Origin of the sequence: Clostridium frigidicarnis (assembly GCF_900111985.1) — a bacterium.
GTDB classification, from domain to species: Bacteria; Bacillota; Clostridia; order Clostridiales; family Clostridiaceae; genus Clostridium_Z; species Clostridium_Z frigidicarnis.
On sequence record NZ_FOKI01000015.1, the window covers coordinates 26,130 to 44,179 of the forward strand.

Annotated in this window: 17 protein-coding genes; 12 read left to right on the forward strand and 5 right to left on the reverse strand. The window is 29.3% G+C overall.

Going from position 1 to position 18,050, the window contains the following annotated elements; translation table 11 throughout:
* Position 1: 1 nt before the first annotated feature.
* From selD to selB, 3 genes are all read left to right on the forward strand, one after another.
* On the forward strand, positions 2-1,030 hold the full coding sequence (gene selD, locus BM119_RS10505; RefSeq protein WP_090041280.1) for a selenide, water dikinase SelD: 1,029 nt from the start codon (positions 2-4) through the stop codon (positions 1,028-1,030).
* Between the two features lie 15 nt (positions 1,031-1,045).
* A complete protein-coding gene (selA, locus tag BM119_RS10510) occupies positions 1,046-2,434 on the forward strand; it encodes an L-seryl-tRNA(Sec) selenium transferase (RefSeq protein ID WP_090041282.1) in 1,389 nt (462 codons plus the stop codon).
* A gap of 63 nt (positions 2,435-2,497) precedes the next feature.
* The gene (selB, locus tag BM119_RS10515; protein WP_090041284.1) at positions 2,498-4,405 is read left to right on the forward strand and encodes a selenocysteine-specific translation elongation factor; all 1,908 of its coding nucleotides are present in this window, start codon (positions 2,498-2,500) and stop codon (positions 4,403-4,405) included.
* A gap of 120 nt (positions 4,406-4,525) precedes the next feature.
* On the opposite strand, the gene BM119_RS10520 is transcribed toward selB, so the two are convergent.
* Complete coding sequence (locus BM119_RS10520; protein ID WP_090041286.1) at positions 4,526-4,774, reverse strand: hypothetical protein; 249 nt, start codon at positions 4,772-4,774, stop codon at positions 4,526-4,528.
* Between the two features lie 295 nt (positions 4,775-5,069).
* Here BM119_RS10520 and BM119_RS10525 point away from each other — a divergent pair, with 295 nt between their 5' ends.
* The 3 genes from BM119_RS10525 to BM119_RS10535 all read left to right on the forward strand — a co-directional run bounded on the left by BM119_RS10525 (position 5,070) and on the right by BM119_RS10535 (position 7,843).
* Positions 5,070-5,828: an acyl-CoA dehydratase activase gene (locus tag BM119_RS10525; protein WP_090041287.1), complete on the forward strand. Its 759-nt coding sequence runs from the start codon at positions 5,070-5,072 to the stop codon at positions 5,826-5,828.
* A gap of 12 nt (positions 5,829-5,840) precedes the next feature.
* Positions 5,841-6,989: a double-cubane-cluster-containing anaerobic reductase gene (locus BM119_RS10530; RefSeq protein ID WP_090041289.1), complete on the forward strand. Its 1,149-nt coding sequence runs from the start codon at positions 5,841-5,843 to the stop codon at positions 6,987-6,989.
* A gap of 341 nt (positions 6,990-7,330) precedes the next feature.
* On the forward strand, positions 7,331-7,843 hold the full coding sequence (locus BM119_RS10535; RefSeq protein WP_090041290.1) for a hypothetical protein: 513 nt from the start codon (positions 7,331-7,333) through the stop codon (positions 7,841-7,843).
* 462 nt (positions 7,844-8,305) lie between these two features.
* Here the strand turns inward: BM119_RS10535 and BM119_RS10540 are convergent, their stop codons facing one another.
* Complete coding sequence (locus BM119_RS10540; RefSeq protein WP_090041292.1) at positions 8,306-9,058, reverse strand: TSUP family transporter; 753 nt, start codon at positions 9,056-9,058, stop codon at positions 8,306-8,308.
* 192 nt (positions 9,059-9,250) lie between these two features.
* Here BM119_RS10540 and BM119_RS10545 point away from each other — a divergent pair, with 192 nt between their 5' ends.
* Positions 9,251-9,667, forward strand: coding sequence for an RDD family protein (locus BM119_RS10545; RefSeq protein ID WP_090041293.1), 417 nt, complete (start codon positions 9,251-9,253; stop codon positions 9,665-9,667).
* 18 nt (positions 9,668-9,685) lie between these two features.
* On the forward strand, positions 9,686-11,050 hold the full coding sequence (rlmD, locus tag BM119_RS10550; protein WP_090041295.1) for a 23S rRNA (uracil(1939)-C(5))-methyltransferase RlmD: 1,365 nt from the start codon (positions 9,686-9,688) through the stop codon (positions 11,048-11,050).
* Positions 11,051-11,130: 80 nt separating this feature from the next.
* Here rlmD and BM119_RS10555 read toward each other — a convergent pair whose 3' ends face one another.
* From BM119_RS10555 to BM119_RS10565, 3 genes are all read right to left on the reverse strand, one after another.
* Positions 11,131-11,667, reverse strand: a complete 537-nt coding sequence (locus BM119_RS10555; RefSeq protein WP_090041297.1) for a hypothetical protein — start codon at positions 11,665-11,667, stop codon at positions 11,131-11,133.
* Between the two features lie 87 nt (positions 11,668-11,754).
* Positions 11,755-12,285, reverse strand: a complete 531-nt coding sequence (locus BM119_RS10560; protein WP_090041298.1) for a hypothetical protein — start codon at positions 12,283-12,285, stop codon at positions 11,755-11,757.
* Between the two features lie 54 nt (positions 12,286-12,339).
* On the reverse strand, positions 12,340-12,990 hold the full coding sequence (locus BM119_RS10565) for a MutH/Sau3AI family endonuclease (protein WP_090041300.1): 651 nt from the start codon (positions 12,988-12,990) through the stop codon (positions 12,340-12,342).
* Between the two features lie 122 nt (positions 12,991-13,112).
* Here BM119_RS10565 and BM119_RS10570 point away from each other — a divergent pair, with 122 nt between their 5' ends.
* The 4 genes from BM119_RS10570 to BM119_RS10585 all read left to right on the forward strand — a co-directional run bounded on the left by BM119_RS10570 (position 13,113) and on the right by BM119_RS10585 (position 17,902).
* Complete coding sequence (locus BM119_RS10570; protein WP_090041302.1) at positions 13,113-13,829, forward strand: TRM11 family SAM-dependent methyltransferase; 717 nt, start codon at positions 13,113-13,115, stop codon at positions 13,827-13,829.
* Positions 13,830-13,909: 80 nt separating this feature from the next.
* A complete protein-coding gene (locus tag BM119_RS10575; protein WP_090041304.1) occupies positions 13,910-14,677 on the forward strand; it encodes a DNA-methyltransferase in 768 nt (255 codons plus the stop codon).
* Between the two features lie 29 nt (positions 14,678-14,706).
* Positions 14,707-16,599: a DpnII family type II restriction endonuclease gene (locus tag BM119_RS10580; protein ID WP_090041305.1), complete on the forward strand. Its 1,893-nt coding sequence runs from the start codon at positions 14,707-14,709 to the stop codon at positions 16,597-16,599.
* A 103-nt stretch (positions 16,600-16,702) separates the two neighbouring features.
* Positions 16,703-17,902, forward strand: coding sequence for an AIPR family protein (locus BM119_RS10585; RefSeq protein ID WP_090041306.1), 1,200 nt, complete (start codon positions 16,703-16,705; stop codon positions 17,900-17,902).
* Positions 17,903-18,050: the final 148 nt, after the last annotated feature.

Sequence of the window (18,050 nt, forward strand, 5' to 3'; positions counted from 1 at the left end):
AATGAGTAAGAAGTTAACTGAATTAACTAAGACCTCAGGATGAGCAGCAAAAATAGGGCCGGAGACCCTTTCGAAGATATTAAATAAATTACCTAAAATGCATGATGACAATCTTATTGTTGGAATAGAGACAAGTGATGATGCTGCGGTATACAAATTAAGTGATGATATAGCAACAATACAAACATTAGATTTTTTCACACCAGTTGTAGATGATCCTTATATGTTTGGTCAAATAGCAGCTGCAAACTCTTTAAGTGATGTATATGCTATGGGAGGAAAACCAGTAGTAGCATTAAATATAGTGTGTTTTCCAAATTGCTTAAATATAGATGTACTTGGAGAAATTCTAAGAGGTGGAGCAGATAAGGTTTTAGAATGTGGAGCAGTAGTTGTTGGTGGTCATTCAGTTCAAGATGATGAACCTAAATATGGACTTTCTGTAACAGGGGTTGTACATCCAGATAAAATATTGAAAAATTATGGATGTAAAGTAGGAGATGTGTTAATTATTACAAAACCTTTAGGTACAGGAATACTTAATACAGCTATAAAGGGAGAGATAGCATCCAAAGAAGCTTATGATAAATCAGTAAAAGTAATGGCAACTTTAAACAAATATGCAGGAGAAATAATTATGGAACATAATGTAACTGCATGTACTGACATAACTGGATTTGGAATAATGGGTCATGGATATGAGATGGCAAGTGGCTCAAATGTAACTTTAAAGTTAGATAAAAATTCAATACCATATATAGATGAAGCAAAAGAATATGCTAGTATGGGGCTTGTGCCAGAGGGAAGTTATAATAACAGAGCTTATTTAGATGGAAAGTATGAATTAAGAAATATAGATACATGGCTTGAGGATATATTATTTGATCCTCAAACTTCAGGTGGTCTTTTAGTTTCTATATCTAAAGAAGAAAGCAAAAGTCTTATGAATGAGCTTAGTACATTAGAACTTCCATGTGCGATTATAGGAGAGGTTATAGAAAAAGAAGACAAATATATAATAGTTGAATAATCGGGGGTAACTTTTATGAAAAAAGAATTACTAAGAAAACTTCCAAAGGTTGATGAGGTTCTTTTAAGTGATGATATAGAAAATTTAATAGAGCTCCACGGAAGAACTTTAGTTGTAGATTCATTAAGAGAAGCTATAGATTTTTATAGAAATAAGGTTTTAAAAGATGAAATAAATAACTTTGAAAAAGAAGAGGTTATAAATTACTCAATAGGACTTATTCACAAAAAAAGCAAACCAAGATTAAAAAGAGTTATAAATGCTGCGGGTATAGTTATACACACAAATCTTGGTAGATCACTTTTACCTAAAGAAGCTGTAGATAGTATGGTAATGGTCAGTGAAGGATATAACAATCTTGAATATGACATAGAAAAAGGAAAAAGAGGATCAAGATATAGTCATATTGAGGATTTAATTATGAAAATAACTGGGGCAGAAGGGGCCGTTGTTGTAAATAATAATGCAGCAGCAGTTATGCTTGCACTAAATACTGTATGCGAAAATAAGGAAGCCATAGTATCTAGAGGTCAGCTTGTGGAAATAGGAGGATCTTTTAGAGTTCCTGAAGTAATGAAATTCTCAAAAGCAAAACTTACAGAGGTTGGAACAACAAACAGAACTCATTTATATGACTATGAAGACAATATAAATGAAAACACAGGAGTTCTATTGAAAGTACACACTTCTAACTTTAAAATTATGGGATTTACTGAAGAGGTTCCACTAGAAGAAATGGTGAAGCTTGGACATAAACATAATATACCCGTAGTTGATGATTTAGGTAGTGGCGTCTTAGTAGACCTTTCAAAATATGGCTTCATATATGAACCTACAGTACAGGAAAGTGTTAGAAAAGGAGCCGACTTAGTAACTTTTAGTGGTGATAAAATGTTAGGTGGACCACAAGCTGGAATTATAGTTGGTAAAAAGGAATATGTAGATAGAGTTAAAAAGAATCAATTAACAAGAGCATTAAGAATAGATAAGGTAAGAATAGCAGCTCTTGAAGCAACATTAAGATGCTACTTAGATGAAAAAGAAGCAGTTAAAAAAATACCTACATTAAATATGATGCTTATGTCAGAGGAAGAAATAAAGAAAAAAGCTCAAAGACTAAAGAGAAAATTAAGTGGTATTTCTAAAGACTTCAAGGTTAAATTAGGAGAAGATTATTCCATGGTTGGAGGAGGATCTATGCCAATGGAAAAAATGGAGACAGTAGTTTTAAGAATTACAAGCTCCAAGTATTCTTCTGATGAAATCGAAAAATACTTAAGACTTTATGATACGCCTATTATTGTTAGAGTATACAAAGGTGAAGTTATAATTGATGTTAGAACTTTATTGGACAAAGATTACGATATAATAGCAAAAGCACTTAAGTCATATGAAAATAAATAAACTAACATACTGACTAGTTATTTATTTGAATGTGCCTAAGTCTATGGGAGAGGAATAAGAAATATGAAACATGTTATTGTAGGTACAGCAGGACATATAGATCACGGAAAAACTACTCTTATTAAAGCGCTAACAGGAAGAGAAACGGATACTTTAAAAGAGGAAAAGGATAGAGGGATATCCATAAATCTAGGTTTTACATTTTTTGATCTTCCGTCAGGAAGAAGAGCAGGAATAATAGATGTACCTGGTCACGAAAAATTTGTAAAGAATATGCTAGCAGGGGTTTCATCTGTAGATGTAGTTATACTTGTAATAGCAGCAGATGAAGGGATAATGCCTCAAACAGAAGAACATTTTGAAATTCTACAGCTTTTAAATGTAAAAAAGGGAATAATAGCATTAACAAAAGCTGATTTAGTGGATGATGAATGGATTGAAATGATGAAAGAGGATGTTCAAGAAAGATTTAAGGGAACATTTCTTGAAGATTCTCCAATAATTCCGGTATCATCAAAAACAAAAATGGGAATAGATAATCTTATTTCTATACTAGAAGAATATACAGAAGAAGTTGAAGCAAAAGATACGGAAGGACACTTTAGATTGCCAGTAGATAGAGTGTTTACAGTAAGTGGATTTGGTACTGTAGTTACAGGAACAATAATAAGTGGTAGAGTAAAAGAAGGAGATATAGTAACAATATATCCTTCAAATGCCCAAGGTAAAATAAGAACAATTCAAGTTCATGAAGAGAATGTAACTATTGCAGAAGCAGGACAAAGATGTGCTCTTAATATATCTGGAGTTAAGAAAGATGATGTTAAAAGAGGAGATGTTATTTCTATAGAACATGTTATGGAACCTTCTATGATAATAGATTCTAAATTATATCATATAAAATCTGCAGAAAAACCTATAGAGAATAGGCAAAGACTTAGATTATATCATGGTACCTCAGAAATTTTATGTAGAGTTGTTATTTTAGATAAAGAAGAGCTTAAGCCAGGAGAAGAAGCATATGTACAATTAAGACTTGAAGCTCCTCTTACATCTCAAAGAAATGATAGATTCGTTTTAAGAACATATTCTCCAATGCATACAATAGCAGGTGGAACAATTATAGAACCTGTGGCTAAGAAGGCTAAGAGATTTAATGAAACATACATTGATGAGCTAAAGGTAAAAGAAGAAGGAAAAGCTGGGAGTTTAATAGAGAATACAGTTAAAAATATAAGTGGATCCTTCCCAACAGTATTTGATATATTAAAGGCTCTAGGAAAAAATGAACAATTTATAGAAGATAATTTAAAGGTTTTAGTAGATGAGGGTGTGCTTATCAAATTATCTTCATTAGACAAAGCCATATATATACACAAAGATTTTCTAAAGAAGAAGAGAGAAGAAATAGAAAATATTCTCGAAAAGTTTTATAAAGAGAACCCTTTAAAAGCAGGTATGCCTAAAGAAGAGATAAAAGCTAAAGTATTTGGAAAATCCCTAAAACAAAAAAATTATGATGAAGTAATGAGTCTCTTAGAAGAGAGAGAAGTTATAAAACAAATAAATAATTTAATAGCATTGTATTCTTTTCAGGTTAAATATACAAAAGAGCAGCAAAATATGAAAAATGCAATAATTAGGGAATTTAAACAAGGTGAATATACTCCACCTAAATATGAAGATTTATCAAAAAATGAAAAAGACAAGAAAAATTTCAAAATGGTTTATGATTCATTAATAGATAATGGAGATCTTATTAAGCTTACAGATGATGTTGTGTTCTCTAGCGAACATTATGAAAAATCAAAGGAATTAGTTGTGAATTTTATAAATGAAAATGGAGGTATAACTCCAAGCGATGGAAGAGATATGTTAAAATCTTCTAGAAAGTATGTTGTTACACTGTTTGAACACTTTGACACAATAAAGCTTACAAAAAGATTAGAAGATAAGAGAATATTATTTTAATAAAAAATCCTATTATATTGTATATTTTTATACATATAATAGGATTTTTTTAAAATAATACATATGATTATTAAATTAAATATTATTAATTTAGATTTAAATAAAAAATATTAATAATACCTATAATATTTTTTTGAGTTTTTCAGAAGTATAATCTTTAATATATTTATCCTTGGTATCAGGATTTGTTATTAGTAAACTTACAGAATTATCTTTTATCCTTAGAACTTTTCCCTTAAGTTTTGTACCTATAACATTTACCGAAGTTGCAATATCAAGGTTTTTCACTTTATCGTTGTTACAATATGGGCAATTATCTTGGTGTGGAAAAATTTTTTTGCAGTTTAAACAATACAATAAGCGTTTCATATTATACTCCTCCAATATGGGTTTCCTTTATATATATATTCTAATAATATGAACAAGTATTTATAAAAAGAACTAAAAGTTATAATTAGGCACATTCAAAAAAATAATAAGTAGTATGCTAGTATATTTGACTTGTTATTTTTTTAATGTGCCTTAAGAGTTATAAATCCATGTATAGAAATATGTAATAAAAAAGGCGTTTTGTATAGAAATATGTAATATCAATGTATTACTTGGTGATTTTTAGGTAGAATTACTTATGTAGTATAACCTAGGAGAAAGGAAATGACAGTGTATGTATTATGTTGGAATTGATATAGGATCTACGGGGTCTAAGGTTGCAGTTATGGAGAAGGATGAAATAAAACTGCTTATGGTGCAACCAACTGGATGGAGTAGTATTGAAACTGCAAATAGTATAAGAAAAAAGCTGGAAGAAAACGGTGTAACAACAGAAAATAGTAAAATTGTAGCTACCGGATATGGAAGAATTTCAGTACCTTATGCAAATAAAGTTGTTACAGAGATAACTTGTCATGGAGTTGGAGCTTCATACCTATTTCAAGGAAACTGTACAGTACTTGATATAGGAGGACAGGATACTAAAGTCATAACATTAGAAGATGGAATGGTAAAAGATTTTATAATGAATGACAAGTGTTCAGCAGGAACAGGAAGATTTTTAGAAGTTATGGCCAATACTTTAGGATTGAATCTTGAAGAATTAAGCGATTTAGCTAAAGATGGACAAGGAGTAACAATAAGCTCTATGTGTACTGTTTTTGCGGAGTCAGAAGTTATAAGCCTTATAGGTAATGGAACAAAAAAAGCGGATATTGCATATGCAGTATTGGAGTCCATTGCAAGTAAGGTTAAGTCACTTTGCACAAAACACGGAAAGAGTAATATATATTATTTAACTGGTGGACTTTGTGAAAATTCATATTTAATAAGTTTACTTGAAGATAAATTAGAAGCAAGTGTTAAAAGTGGGGAAAAGGGAAGATATGCAGGGGCTATAGGAGCAGCATTACTTTCAAAAAAAGTTAAATAGGGGGAAATATAAATGAATAATCAATTACCAAAAGAATTTGAAGAATTTAGTGAAGCAAGAAGAAATGGATTTATAAAGGTAAAAAACTTTAAAGATAAAGGATACAATGTTGTAGGTACATTTTGTACTTTTACACCTTGGGAACTTGTAGAGGCAGCTGGTGCAATAGGAATATCAGTATGTTCTGTTAGTGATGAAACAACTGAAGAGGCTGAAGCACATTTACCTAAAAATTTATGTCCACTTATAAAATCAAGCTATGGGTTTGCTTTAACTAATAAATGCCCATACATATATTTTTCAGATTTAATATTAGGGGAAACAACTTGTGATGGAAAGAAAAAAATGTTTGAGCTTTTAGGAGAAATAAAAAATACTCATATAATGCAACTTCCTCCTAGTAATCAAGGAGAAGCTTCATTTAACATGTGGAAAGCTGAAATGATAAAAGTTAAGGAAAGACTTGAAAAAGATTTCAATGTTGAAATAACTGAAGAAAAGATAAAAGAAGCTATAAAAATAAAAAATGAAGAAAGAAAAGCAGCTGAAGAATTTTATGCATTAGGTAAATTATGTCCTCCTCCAATTTGGGGATATGATATGCAAAAGGTTCTAGAAGGAATAGCTTACACTATGGATAGAAGAGAGGGTATACAAAACCTAAGAAACTTAACTGAAAAAATAAGAAAAGAATATGAAACTGGAAAGAAACCAGTTCCAGAAAATGCTCCAAGAATTCTTATAACAGGATGTCCAAGTGGTGGAGTTGCAGACAAGGTTGTTAAAACAATTGAAGATAATGGAGCAGTTGTTGTCTGTTATGAAAACTGTGGAGGAGTAAAAGAAAAGAGAAAACTTGTAAGAGAAGATATAGATCCAATGGACGCATTAACTGAAAAATATTTATCTATACCTTGTTCAGTAATGTCTCCTAATGATGGAAGAATGGATCTTCTTAAAGAATTAATAGAAGAATACAATATACAAGGAGTTATAGATATAACTCTTCAAGCTTGTCATACTTACGCAATAGAAACATTTAATGTTAAAAACACTGTTAATAAAAAGGACATACCATATTTAAATATAGAAACAAATTATTCAGAGTCAGATATAGGACAATTAAAAACAAGAATAGCAGCATTTATAGAAATGTTATAGAACTGATCTCCATTAAGTGGAAATTTTTTTACTATTTAAATTTTAGACTAGTTATTTTCTTTTATGTGTCAAAAAGAGTTAATCCTTTTGGGGTTAGCTCTTTTTGGTGGCAATTAAATTTTAGAAAAATAGGATTTTTAAGGTATATTTAATTTTATTATTGTAAAATTAAACTATAATTAATATTAGAAAGATAATTACAAGAAAATAATAGTTAATTCTACAAAGATAAGATTTTTAAAAAGTAAATTTAAAGATATAAGGAGGGGAAGTATATGAAAAAAAGTATTGTTAGGTATAAACTTTTATAATATAAGTGATTATTAGTTGGGGGATTATAAGTGGGAATAATAGTAGACATAATTTTTATATTACTATGTTTAATAATGATTTCTTGGACTATATGTCTAAGAATAAAAGATTATAAAAAAGTAGAACCATATGTTGAAGAAAAATGTTTATATAAATGCTATATAAATAAAATAGTCATATATTTATATTGGGTTTTAATTATATTTTTTGTAATATCCTTTATTATAGAAGGTGAAGTTAGTGCTTATAAAATGGTTTTGATTGTTATGATTATAACAAGTGCTTTATCAATGCCACATGGGTTTAGTATTTGTGACAATGGAATATACTTTAATGATTTAATAAATAAGCCTATATTCTTTATACCATATGAAAAAATTGATAGTTGGCATTTTAATAAGTTTGATCGTAATCTATTAACTATTAAATCAGAAGTTAAAAGTTCATTATTTAAATTACCAGAATTTAAAATAAAAAAAGAAGATGTAGATAAAATTAATAAAATTTTGTTAAATTATTGTGGGGAAAAAAAGGACAGATAAATAAAGAATAGTTACAAGTTGTGAGTGACAAGTTAATGATGTTTTTCTTCACTTTGTTCAGAAAAATTTAACATTGATTTTTAACTCTATAGTTAAAGTGTAAATTTTATAAAGGAATAATTTAATAAGAAGAGAATGATAAGCGTTAGTAAAAAACTATCAATGTAGAGTTTATTTGAGCTATAAGTGGAAAGTTAATTTCAAGTTTTAATAAACATATGGAATCATATAAAGAAAAGTAAGGGCTAAGCGTTAGCAAACTATCTGGCTAACAACTAGTGTTGTTGGTGTAAAAAAATTTATATGGCGTTAAAAAATCCAATTGTTTGAACAAAGTGAGTTATTGGATTTTAGCCATATGAAGTTTTTTACACCTTACAATACTTTGTGCAGTCAGCTAGTTTCTGGTGCTTAGCCCTCACTTTTCTACTTAGATGAATTTTCTTGTATAACGGCTATTTATTAGCCTATGTATTGAATTAATAGTTTTACAGCAGCTCCAAGACTCATACAAACAAAAATTGGTTTTATAAGCTTACTTCCTTTAGTAAGAGCAGCTTTTGTTCCAAATCTTGCTCCTAAAATCATAAATATAGCTACTAATATTCCGTAAGAGTAATTTATCTTACCGCTTAAAGCAAATACCACAAGAGAGGTAACATTACTTACGAAATTAAGCATTTTGGCATTTCCGGCTGCATTTACAAAATCAAATTTGTAAACTTTTATAAAAGCAAATATAAAAAATGAGCCAGTTCCAGGTCCAAAGAATCCATCATAGAATCCTATGATAAAAGCAAAAATCATGCCGAAAGTTAAGTTTTTCTTAGTTAAATCCTCAAATTTATTTACAGCTCCTAAGTTTTTTGAGAATAATGTGTATAGACCAACAAATAATATAAGAATTGTAACTAAAGGATATAAAAAGGTTTGGTCTATAAGGAGTACAGATTTTACTCCAAGTGCTGCACCTACAAGAGTAAAAGGAGCTAAGTATTTTATAATATCAAAGTTTACTTTTTTAGATTTTGCAAATTTTATAGAACTGGTTAGTGATGATGTAGTAGCAGCAAATTTATTAGTACCTAGTGCTATATGAGGTGGTATACCTGCAATCAAAAAAGCAGGAACACTTATTAGTCCACCCCCACCTGCAATTGAATCTACGAATGCAGCAATAAATCCAGCTATACATAGAAATATAATATTTAACAATGTTTATCCCCCCTATATATTAAAAAGTTAAGGTACATTCAAAAAAATAACAGTCAGTATGCTAGTCTATTTTCTTTCATGTGCCTAACAACAAAATTATATCATAATTTGTTGAATAAAGTAGTAATATTTACATCATACTTAAATTGTAGTATATTAATAAAAGTAGTAAAAAATAGGGAGGTATAAGCTTTGATAAGTAATGATAAGGAAAATGTAAATGAAAAGGTACAAGAAGAGAAGGTTGACATTACTATAGATGAAATTTTAGCAGTAGAAGATGGTAATTTAGAGGAAATGGAATTAAGACAGGAAAATGGTGGTGAAGAGGTAATGCCAAAGAGAAGTGAAAAGAAATCTTTCTTTGGAAAAAGGCTTCAATCTATAATAGTTGATCAGGTTTTAATAGGAGTTATATCATATATATTGTTATTAGCATCTGACTTGTTTTTAAGATTTGTATTGGGTTTATATATAGCAGATATGATGCTTATGTTTATTGTACTATTATTAATAGTAGAAATATTATATCCATTAATATTAGGTGGAACTAAAGGTGGGAACACTCTAGGAAGAAAAATGGCAGGATTAAGCCCAATTAATAAATAAGCTAAAAGGAGTTTACAGATGAAAAAAGGACAAGAACTTGAAGTTTTTATAGAAAAAACTGAGTTTGGCGGATATGGTGTAGGATATAGAAATGATAAAAAGGTATATGTTAAGGGAACAATTCCAGGACAAAAGGTTAAAATAAGAGTATCAAAGAAGAAAAAGGATTATTTAGAGGGAAAAGTCTGTGAGATGTTAGAAAAAGCACCTTATGAGATAGATGCTCCATGCCCACATTTTGGACCTTGTGGGGGATGCTCAACACAATTCATATCCTATGACCAACAACTAAAATTAAAGACTGTAGAGGTTATGGAGTTATTCTCTAATGCTATGGTTACTATGGGAGATTTTTTAGGAATAGAGGGTAGTCCAGAAGTATTTGAGTATAGAAATAAAATGGAGTTTTCTTTTGGAGACATGGAAAGAGGAGGAGAACTTCAACTTGGAATGCATAGAAAAGGAAGTCCTTTTTCAATTGTATCAGTAGGAAGCTGTATGCTTGTGGATGAGGATTTTAGAAAAATATTTAATTTAACTTTAGAGTATTTTAGAGAAACAAAGCTTCCACATTATAGAGTAATGGCTCATGAAGGCTATTTAAGACACTTTATAATAAGAAAAGGTAAGAATACAGGGGAGATATCAGTTAACCTTGTTACATCAACTCAGGTTGATTTTGATCTTACAGAGTGGTTAGAGAAGGTTAAAAGTTTAGAACTTCAAGGAACATTAACATCAGTAATACATACAAGCAATGATTCTTTATCTGATGCTGTAGTACCTGAGAAAGTTGATGTTTTATATGGAAGAGATTATATAATGGAGAATATACTTGGATTAGACTTTAAGATATCACCATTTTCTTTCTTCCAAACAAACTCTAAAGGTGCTGAAACACTTTATTCAATTGTTAAAGAGTTTATGGGAGATTCAGCAAAGAACAAGGTTGTTTTTGATCTTTATTGTGGAACAGGAACAATTGGCCAAATAGTAGCAGGGGATGCTAGTAAGGTAAAAGGAATAGAAATTATAGAAGAGGCTGTAGTAGCTGCTAATGAGAATGCTAAGCTAAATGGTTTAGACAACTGTGAATTTATAGCAGGAGACGTAGCAAAGGTTATAACAGAGCTTAAGGATAAGCCAGACATTATAATACTTGACCCTCCAAGAAGTGGAGTTCATCCAAAAGCATTGGAGTATGTTGTTAAGTTTAATGCAGAAGATTTAATCTATGTTTCATGTAATCCTAAGACTTTGGTTAATGATCTAAAGTATTTAACTGAGCATGGATATACGGTACAGAAAACAAAGCTTAAGGATATGTTCCCTAACACTCCTCACGTGGAGACGGTAGTTAAGCTACAAAGGAAACACAGTTAAACCCTTGAATTTTCAAGGGTTTTTCTTTTTGGGAAATTAAATATGTTTCCTAATACAAAGATAGGAAATATATTTACTAATTATCTACCATTATGCGTTGCTGATGAAACTATGGAATAGATATCTCCATCATTTCGAATATTAGTCATTACGTTTCTAAACATATAAGCATCAGCTCTATTAGTTTTTTCTTGTAGCATTAACAATTCACCAAAATTTAATAAAAATTCTACTGAATAGTCTCCATAGTTATTCAATTCTCTATAGTCTTGGAGTATTTGTGCATCACGAGAAATAACTAAGTTGTTTAGAAGTAAATTATAATCTCGTGAGGTTAAGCCTTGAATACTATTCCATCTTGTTAATAGTGTGTCTATGAAGGAATTAACTAAAGTTGCATTATGTTCTTTTTTTATCAATAAGTCTATTGTAAAATGTATATGTTTTGGGGTACGTCTTCTTGAGTTATTTGCTCTATACTTTAATACGATATCATTTTCTGAAAGTGTTCCTGGAAAAACATAAATAGTTTCAGAGGTACATTCTATATCTATAATTGATTGAGTCCTCTGACCGTCTCTTGTACTAAACTCTTGACCATGTGAGTAAATAGCCATGATAAAACCTCCTTTTAAGTAACATAGTAATTGGTTTATGTTTGAATAAAGTGAGCAAATAGTTAACAACTAAGTTTTAATGAATTTTTAATTCATATGTGGAAGTCCAAGAAAGTTTAATGGTATTTCGTTAAAAAAGTAGTAGCAGTTATTTTCTAATATGAAGTCTAGTACATCTTTATATTGCGGATGAGAAAACCAGTCGTTAAAAATGTATAGATATTCAACTCTTATACCAAGAGGAGAGAAAAGCTTTGAGTATTGTCTTTTCTTAAAACCACATGTTTGAAGTTTTTCATCAACAGAACCAGCTACATTTTGAAATTTCTTTTCAATGATAAAAACGGTTTTTGTACTTTCTAAATAAATAGCTTCATCAGGGAGTAATTTCTTAGATATAACCTCTTTATGGTTAACTCCATTAGGTTCTAGTAATACTCTGTATAGGTCATGTTTGCATGCAATTGTACCTATAAAATTACCGTTAAAATATAGGGTGTTGCCTTGAACAGCATAGCCAGGTATCTTTAATAGAGCATCTCTTAAATCGGTTTCTTGTTCAAATTTAAGTCCATTTGCATTTGTTTGGCTACCGCCGCCATATATATTTTTAGCCATAACACTTAACAACTCCTTCGATAATAAAATGTAGTATTTAGTTATATAGTTAAGTTACTTTATATTCACAATGTATTTCATGAATTCCTTTTTAAAGTAGAAAGCATGATTTTTATTGGAAACTTCTTTTTTGTAAATATCTGAATAAATAGGATGATAAGGTTTTGAATCCTTACTACGAATTTGAATATATTCACCATTTGATGTATGAATAAAGCCATCACTGCTAGTTTTTATATGTTCATTAAGCTGATTACAAATAGAATAATAATCTTTTTCTAATTGTAACTTTAAATCATGAAATTTATTATCATCTAGATTTACATGGACACAAGGTAAAAACATCCATTCAGATGGGTCACCAACTTTACTTATTGGAACATAGAGTAAATTGTTAATTTTCTTATATAGGTTACTTTCATAAAAATCTTTACCATTTAACAATTCATCTATCATTGTTGAAATTTGAGTAATAAACATAGTTTCTAATGGTTTTCCAGTAGTATCACATTTATTTGTTTTAAGTTCACCATCTTCAAAGTCCAAATTTGTATTGGATAAATTTAGACCTAATGTTATTTCTAATAGTTGTCCACTTTTGCCTTTGTTCTTTATAATATCTGTCATTTGTTCTTGTTTTAAGACTTGTCCAAATCTTTTACCAGCTAAAGCATCTATTAGTTTTTTAGCTTCATCTAATTTCATAATATCTCTCCTCATAAATACTAGATTTTTGTATAAATACACTACTAATTATACAAGTAATAGTAGTGATTGTATATAAAAGACAGATATTGACTAAGATTATTAAGATAGAGGTGATGAAAATGAGTGAGATATTTAATTTAGAAACAAAAACTTTGTGGAGCTTTAAAGAAAGAGGGGAATGGGGTACACATAAAGGGGATTATCCAGGGAATTGGAGTCCATTCGTTCCTAAAAATATTATTTTGAGATATTCAAAAGAGCATGATTTAATATTAGATCAATTTTTAGGAAGTGGAACTACACTTATTGAAGCAAAATTATTAAATAGAAGAGGTATTGGCTGTGATGTTAATCCTATAGCATTGGATTTATCTAAAAATAGAATTGAAGGAGTTAAGGGCAGTAATTCCATTCAATTAGTAAAAGGTAATGCTAAAAATTTGAACTTTATAAAAAATGAATCAATAGATTTAATATGTACGCATCCACCGTATTCAAATATTATAAAATATAGTAAAGACATTAATGAAGACATATCGCTACTTAATATTGATGACTTTTATGAAAGTATGAGAGCAGTGTCAAAAGAAGCTTTTCGAGTGTTAAAAAAGGGAAAATATTGCGCGGTTATGATGGGTGATATAAGGCGAAATAGTTGCGTAATTCCATTGGGATTTAATGTAATGAATTTATTTTTAAATCAAGGGTTTAGATTAAAGGAAATAATCATAAAAGAACAACATAATTGCAGTTCTACGAAATACTGGGAGGAAATAAGTTTGGAAAAAAATTTTTATCTTTTAGCTCATGAATATCTATTTATTTTCTTTAAATAATATTCAATAATAACTGGATTTATTTCTAAATACCTTTATAATATAGATTGGATGATACTAGTTATAAAGGTGGCGATAGTGTGGAGTATATCAAGGAGAATAATTATAAGTTATTGTTAGGTGATTGTATTAAAGAACTAAAGAAAATTGAAAGTAAATCAGTAGATATGATATTTGCAGATCCACCCTATAAGCTTAGTAATGACGGGATAACGTGTAAGTCAGGAAAAATGGCAAGTGTAAATAAAGGAAGTTGGGATAAATCCTTAGGGGTTGAACTTGATTATAAATTTAATATGAAATGGTTAAAAGCTTGTGATAGGGTTTTAAAGGATGATGGAACTATGTGGATATCAGGAATATACCACATTATTCATTCAATAGCTTTTGCATTACAGAAAATGGACTATTACATAATAAATGAGATTACCTGGGTAAAGCCTAATGCAGCACCTAATATGGGATGCAGATGTTTTACTGCAAGCCAAGAAACAGTACTTTGGTTAAAGAAAACTAAAAAAGCAAAGCATATTTTTAATTATCAGCTTATGAAAGAAATAAATGGTGGTAAGCAGATGAGAAGCGTATGGGAAATACCAACAACCCCAAAGCGAGAAAAAAATAACGGTTATCATCCTACTCAAAAACCAAAAGGATTATTATATAGATGTATAATATCAAGTACTAATGAAGGAGACTCTATTTTAGATCCGTTTTGCGGGTCTGGGACAACTGGAGTTGTAGCAATAGAAAACAATAGGGTCTTTATAGGAATTGATAATGATAAAGAATATTTGGAGCTTACAAACAAAAGAATAAAACAGATAATTAACGGAATTACTAAATAGGTAATGAGGTAGATTTAGGAGTGATAACAATGAATTCTAATATAAAACCATTTTTAAAGTGGGCAGGAGGTAAATCGCAGCTTTTAGGTGAAATAATACAAGAGCTACCTGCAGATGTTAAAAAGTTAAAAAAATACGTTGAACCTTTTATTGGGGCTGGTGCTGTATTTATATGTTTTTTAGAAAATGATTATTTTGAGGAGTATATTATTAATGATATAAACTCTAAATTAATAAATTTATATAAAGTCATTAGAGATAAACCAGAAGATTTAATTAGCGAAATACAAGAATTGAAAACTAAATATCTGAATGCAGAGTCTGAAGAAAGAGAAAAACTATTCTATGAAATAAGAACTAATTTTAATAATTCTAATTGTAGTAGTATAAAACTAGCTTCATATTTTATATTTTTAAATAAAACATGTTTTAATGGATTATATAGGGAAAATTCAAAAGGTGATTTTAATGTTCCTTTTGGGAAATATAGCAATCCAAGTTTCTTTGATAAGGAACAATTGATGGAGATATCTAGATTATTAAACTTAAGAAATGAAAATGGCGAATTAAAAGTTAAGATATTAAATAAGTCTTTTAATGAGTTAGAAGAATATATAGATGCTGATACATTTGTATATTGTGATCCACCCTATAGACCGGTAACAGTAGGTGGGTTTACATCCTACAATAAAAGTAATTTTAACGATGAAGCACAGACTTTGTTAAGAGATTTTTATAAAGTCATAGATGCTAAAGGCGCAAAAATAATGTTAAGTAATTCAGATCCTAAAAACTTGGATGAAAAAGATAATTTCTTTGATGATTTATACTCAGACTTTAGTATAAAAAGGGTTTATGCAAAAAGAAATATAAATTCAGTAGGTAGTGGAAGAGGTAAGATTACAGAGTTATTAATAACAAATTATAAAGATGATAGGGGGATGGAAGTGGCAATAACTGAAGTTAACACAGAACCAAAGAGTTACTTAGAAACACAATCTAGTGATTTAGTAAAAATATTTACTAAGTCGTTACTAGAAACAAATAGAGGTTTTAATTTCTATGTTAATTGGGAAAGACCAGCTACAATTGTAAGTCAATATAATATAGAACTTAATACTTTGAATGCATTAGTTAAAAACAAAAACTATGATGATGATTTTAAAAAAATAGTTAAGAGATTTCCAACAGTTATAAATGTTTTGCCAGCTCTATTTGCTTTGTCAAAAGATGAAAGAGAGAATTTGAGAAAAGGTAAGGATGTTTTAAAGGTTGTGAATATAGATGCTTTAGAAGAAGATTTGCTAGAGTATAGATTTAATATTGGGGAGGAAGAAAATCTAACTGAAGAAGAAATAGACAAATACTTAGACTTTACTAAAAAAATAGGATTGAAATACTTATTTACAGATTTACTAGAAAAACACTTAGTTGATTATCTAATAGGATGCGAAGTAGGGTTAGATAGTAATGGAAGAAAAAATAGAGGTGGATTAGCATTTGAATTAGCCCTTGAACCTATAATAGTAGGTATTGCAGAAAAGTATGGAATAGAAGTAATAACTCAAAAACAATTTAAAACGTTAGTACAAAAGGGATTTGATATCTCTGATGATATAGCTAGTAGAAAAGCTGACTTTATATTGATAAAGGATAAGACGGTAATGAATATAGAAGCTAATTTCTTCAGCGGTTCTGGTTCAAAGCCAGAAGAAATAATAGATTCATATATAAACAGGCAAGGTGATTTAAAGAATAATAATATTGAATTTGCATTGGTGACTGATGGTAAAAAATGTTGGGGGAATGAAGAAAAACCCCAATTGCTTAAAGGATATAGACATTTAAATTATTTATTAAATTTTAATATGTGTAAAATAGGTATGTTGGAAGAGATAATTAGAAAAAATTTTAAAATGTAAAGTTAAAATCATTTACGAATAAAACTTAATAATATATAATATAATAAAGTATTCATACTCTTATGGATACTTTATTATTTAATCTTAAGGAGGTCATATTCTTATGGCAGAAAAATTAATAACTATTAAAAATGATTTAGACAAGTGTGAAAAAATTATGTTTCCAGTAACAGAAGTAAGAACATTTAATGAAAATGTAGGAACAGAGCAAGAACAAATAACTATATGTTCAAGGGTTTTAGTTAAAGATGTACCTGAGAATATTTGGATGGATACAAATCCAAGAGAACAAAATTTTAATACAAATGTAGCTAAAAAAATAGAAGATAGTCTCCTTTGTTCCTCAACGGATAATTTTCATTTGTTGAATAGAGGTATTTTAATTTCAGCACATCATGCAAGAGTTATAACCAGAGATGAAGAGAAATTTGTTGAGATATATCTTAAAGATAAATCAGTCCATGGAAATATAGATGGAGGACATACCTATAGAATAATTTGCAATAATAAGAATTTAATTACGTTTACTAAGAGAGTAAATATTGAAATAATGACTGGAATAGAAGAGTTTTATGAAGATTTGGCTGCGGCTAGAAATACATCTGTTCAGGTTCAAGATAAATCTATTGCAGAATTACAAAATAAGTTTGGTATTATAAAAGATGCTCTTTTAGAAGAACCTTATTATGAAAATATAGCATATAAAGAGAACTCAGAAGGTGAAATAGATGTATCAGATATAATAGCAATACTAACAATGTTTAATATTGATAGATTTGGAGATAAAAAGCACCCTATTATATCATATAATTCTAAAAAGAGATGTGTTGATTTATATTTAGAGGATTATGAAAGAGGTACAGAAAATCCCTATATAAAGATGCAGCCCCTAATGGGAGATATTTTTGCATTAGTAGATTATATTGAGACTAATATAGCAAAAGCATATAATAAGACTGGTGGTAAGTATGGTGCAATCAAAGGAGTTGTATGTTCAACTAAGAACAAAAAATTTGATAGATTGTTTGGCCAACCAGGACAGAAAAATGAGTATAATTCTCCTAAAGGATTTTTATATCCTATAATAGGTGCATTTAGAAGTTTAATAAAAGAAGAAGATGGTGTAATGGTGTGGAAAGATGATCCGATAAAAGTTTTTGATGTTATAGGGCCACAACTTATTTCAAGCGTAGTAGATGCGAGTAAGACGCTAGGAAATAATCCAAATGCAACAGGTAAATTTATTGGATTATGGGAAAATCTTTATACTGCAGTTAAACTTTATTATTTAGAAAACAAATAATTATATAGAAGAATTAAGAAGCCACTGAACATTGGTAATCAGTGGCTTTCTTTATAGTGTTCTTAAAAGCTTTAGATTGGATATATAATAATATTTTTTCAATAGTATCTTTTCACTTCATGATTAGAAAGTGAGTTAAGATGAAAAA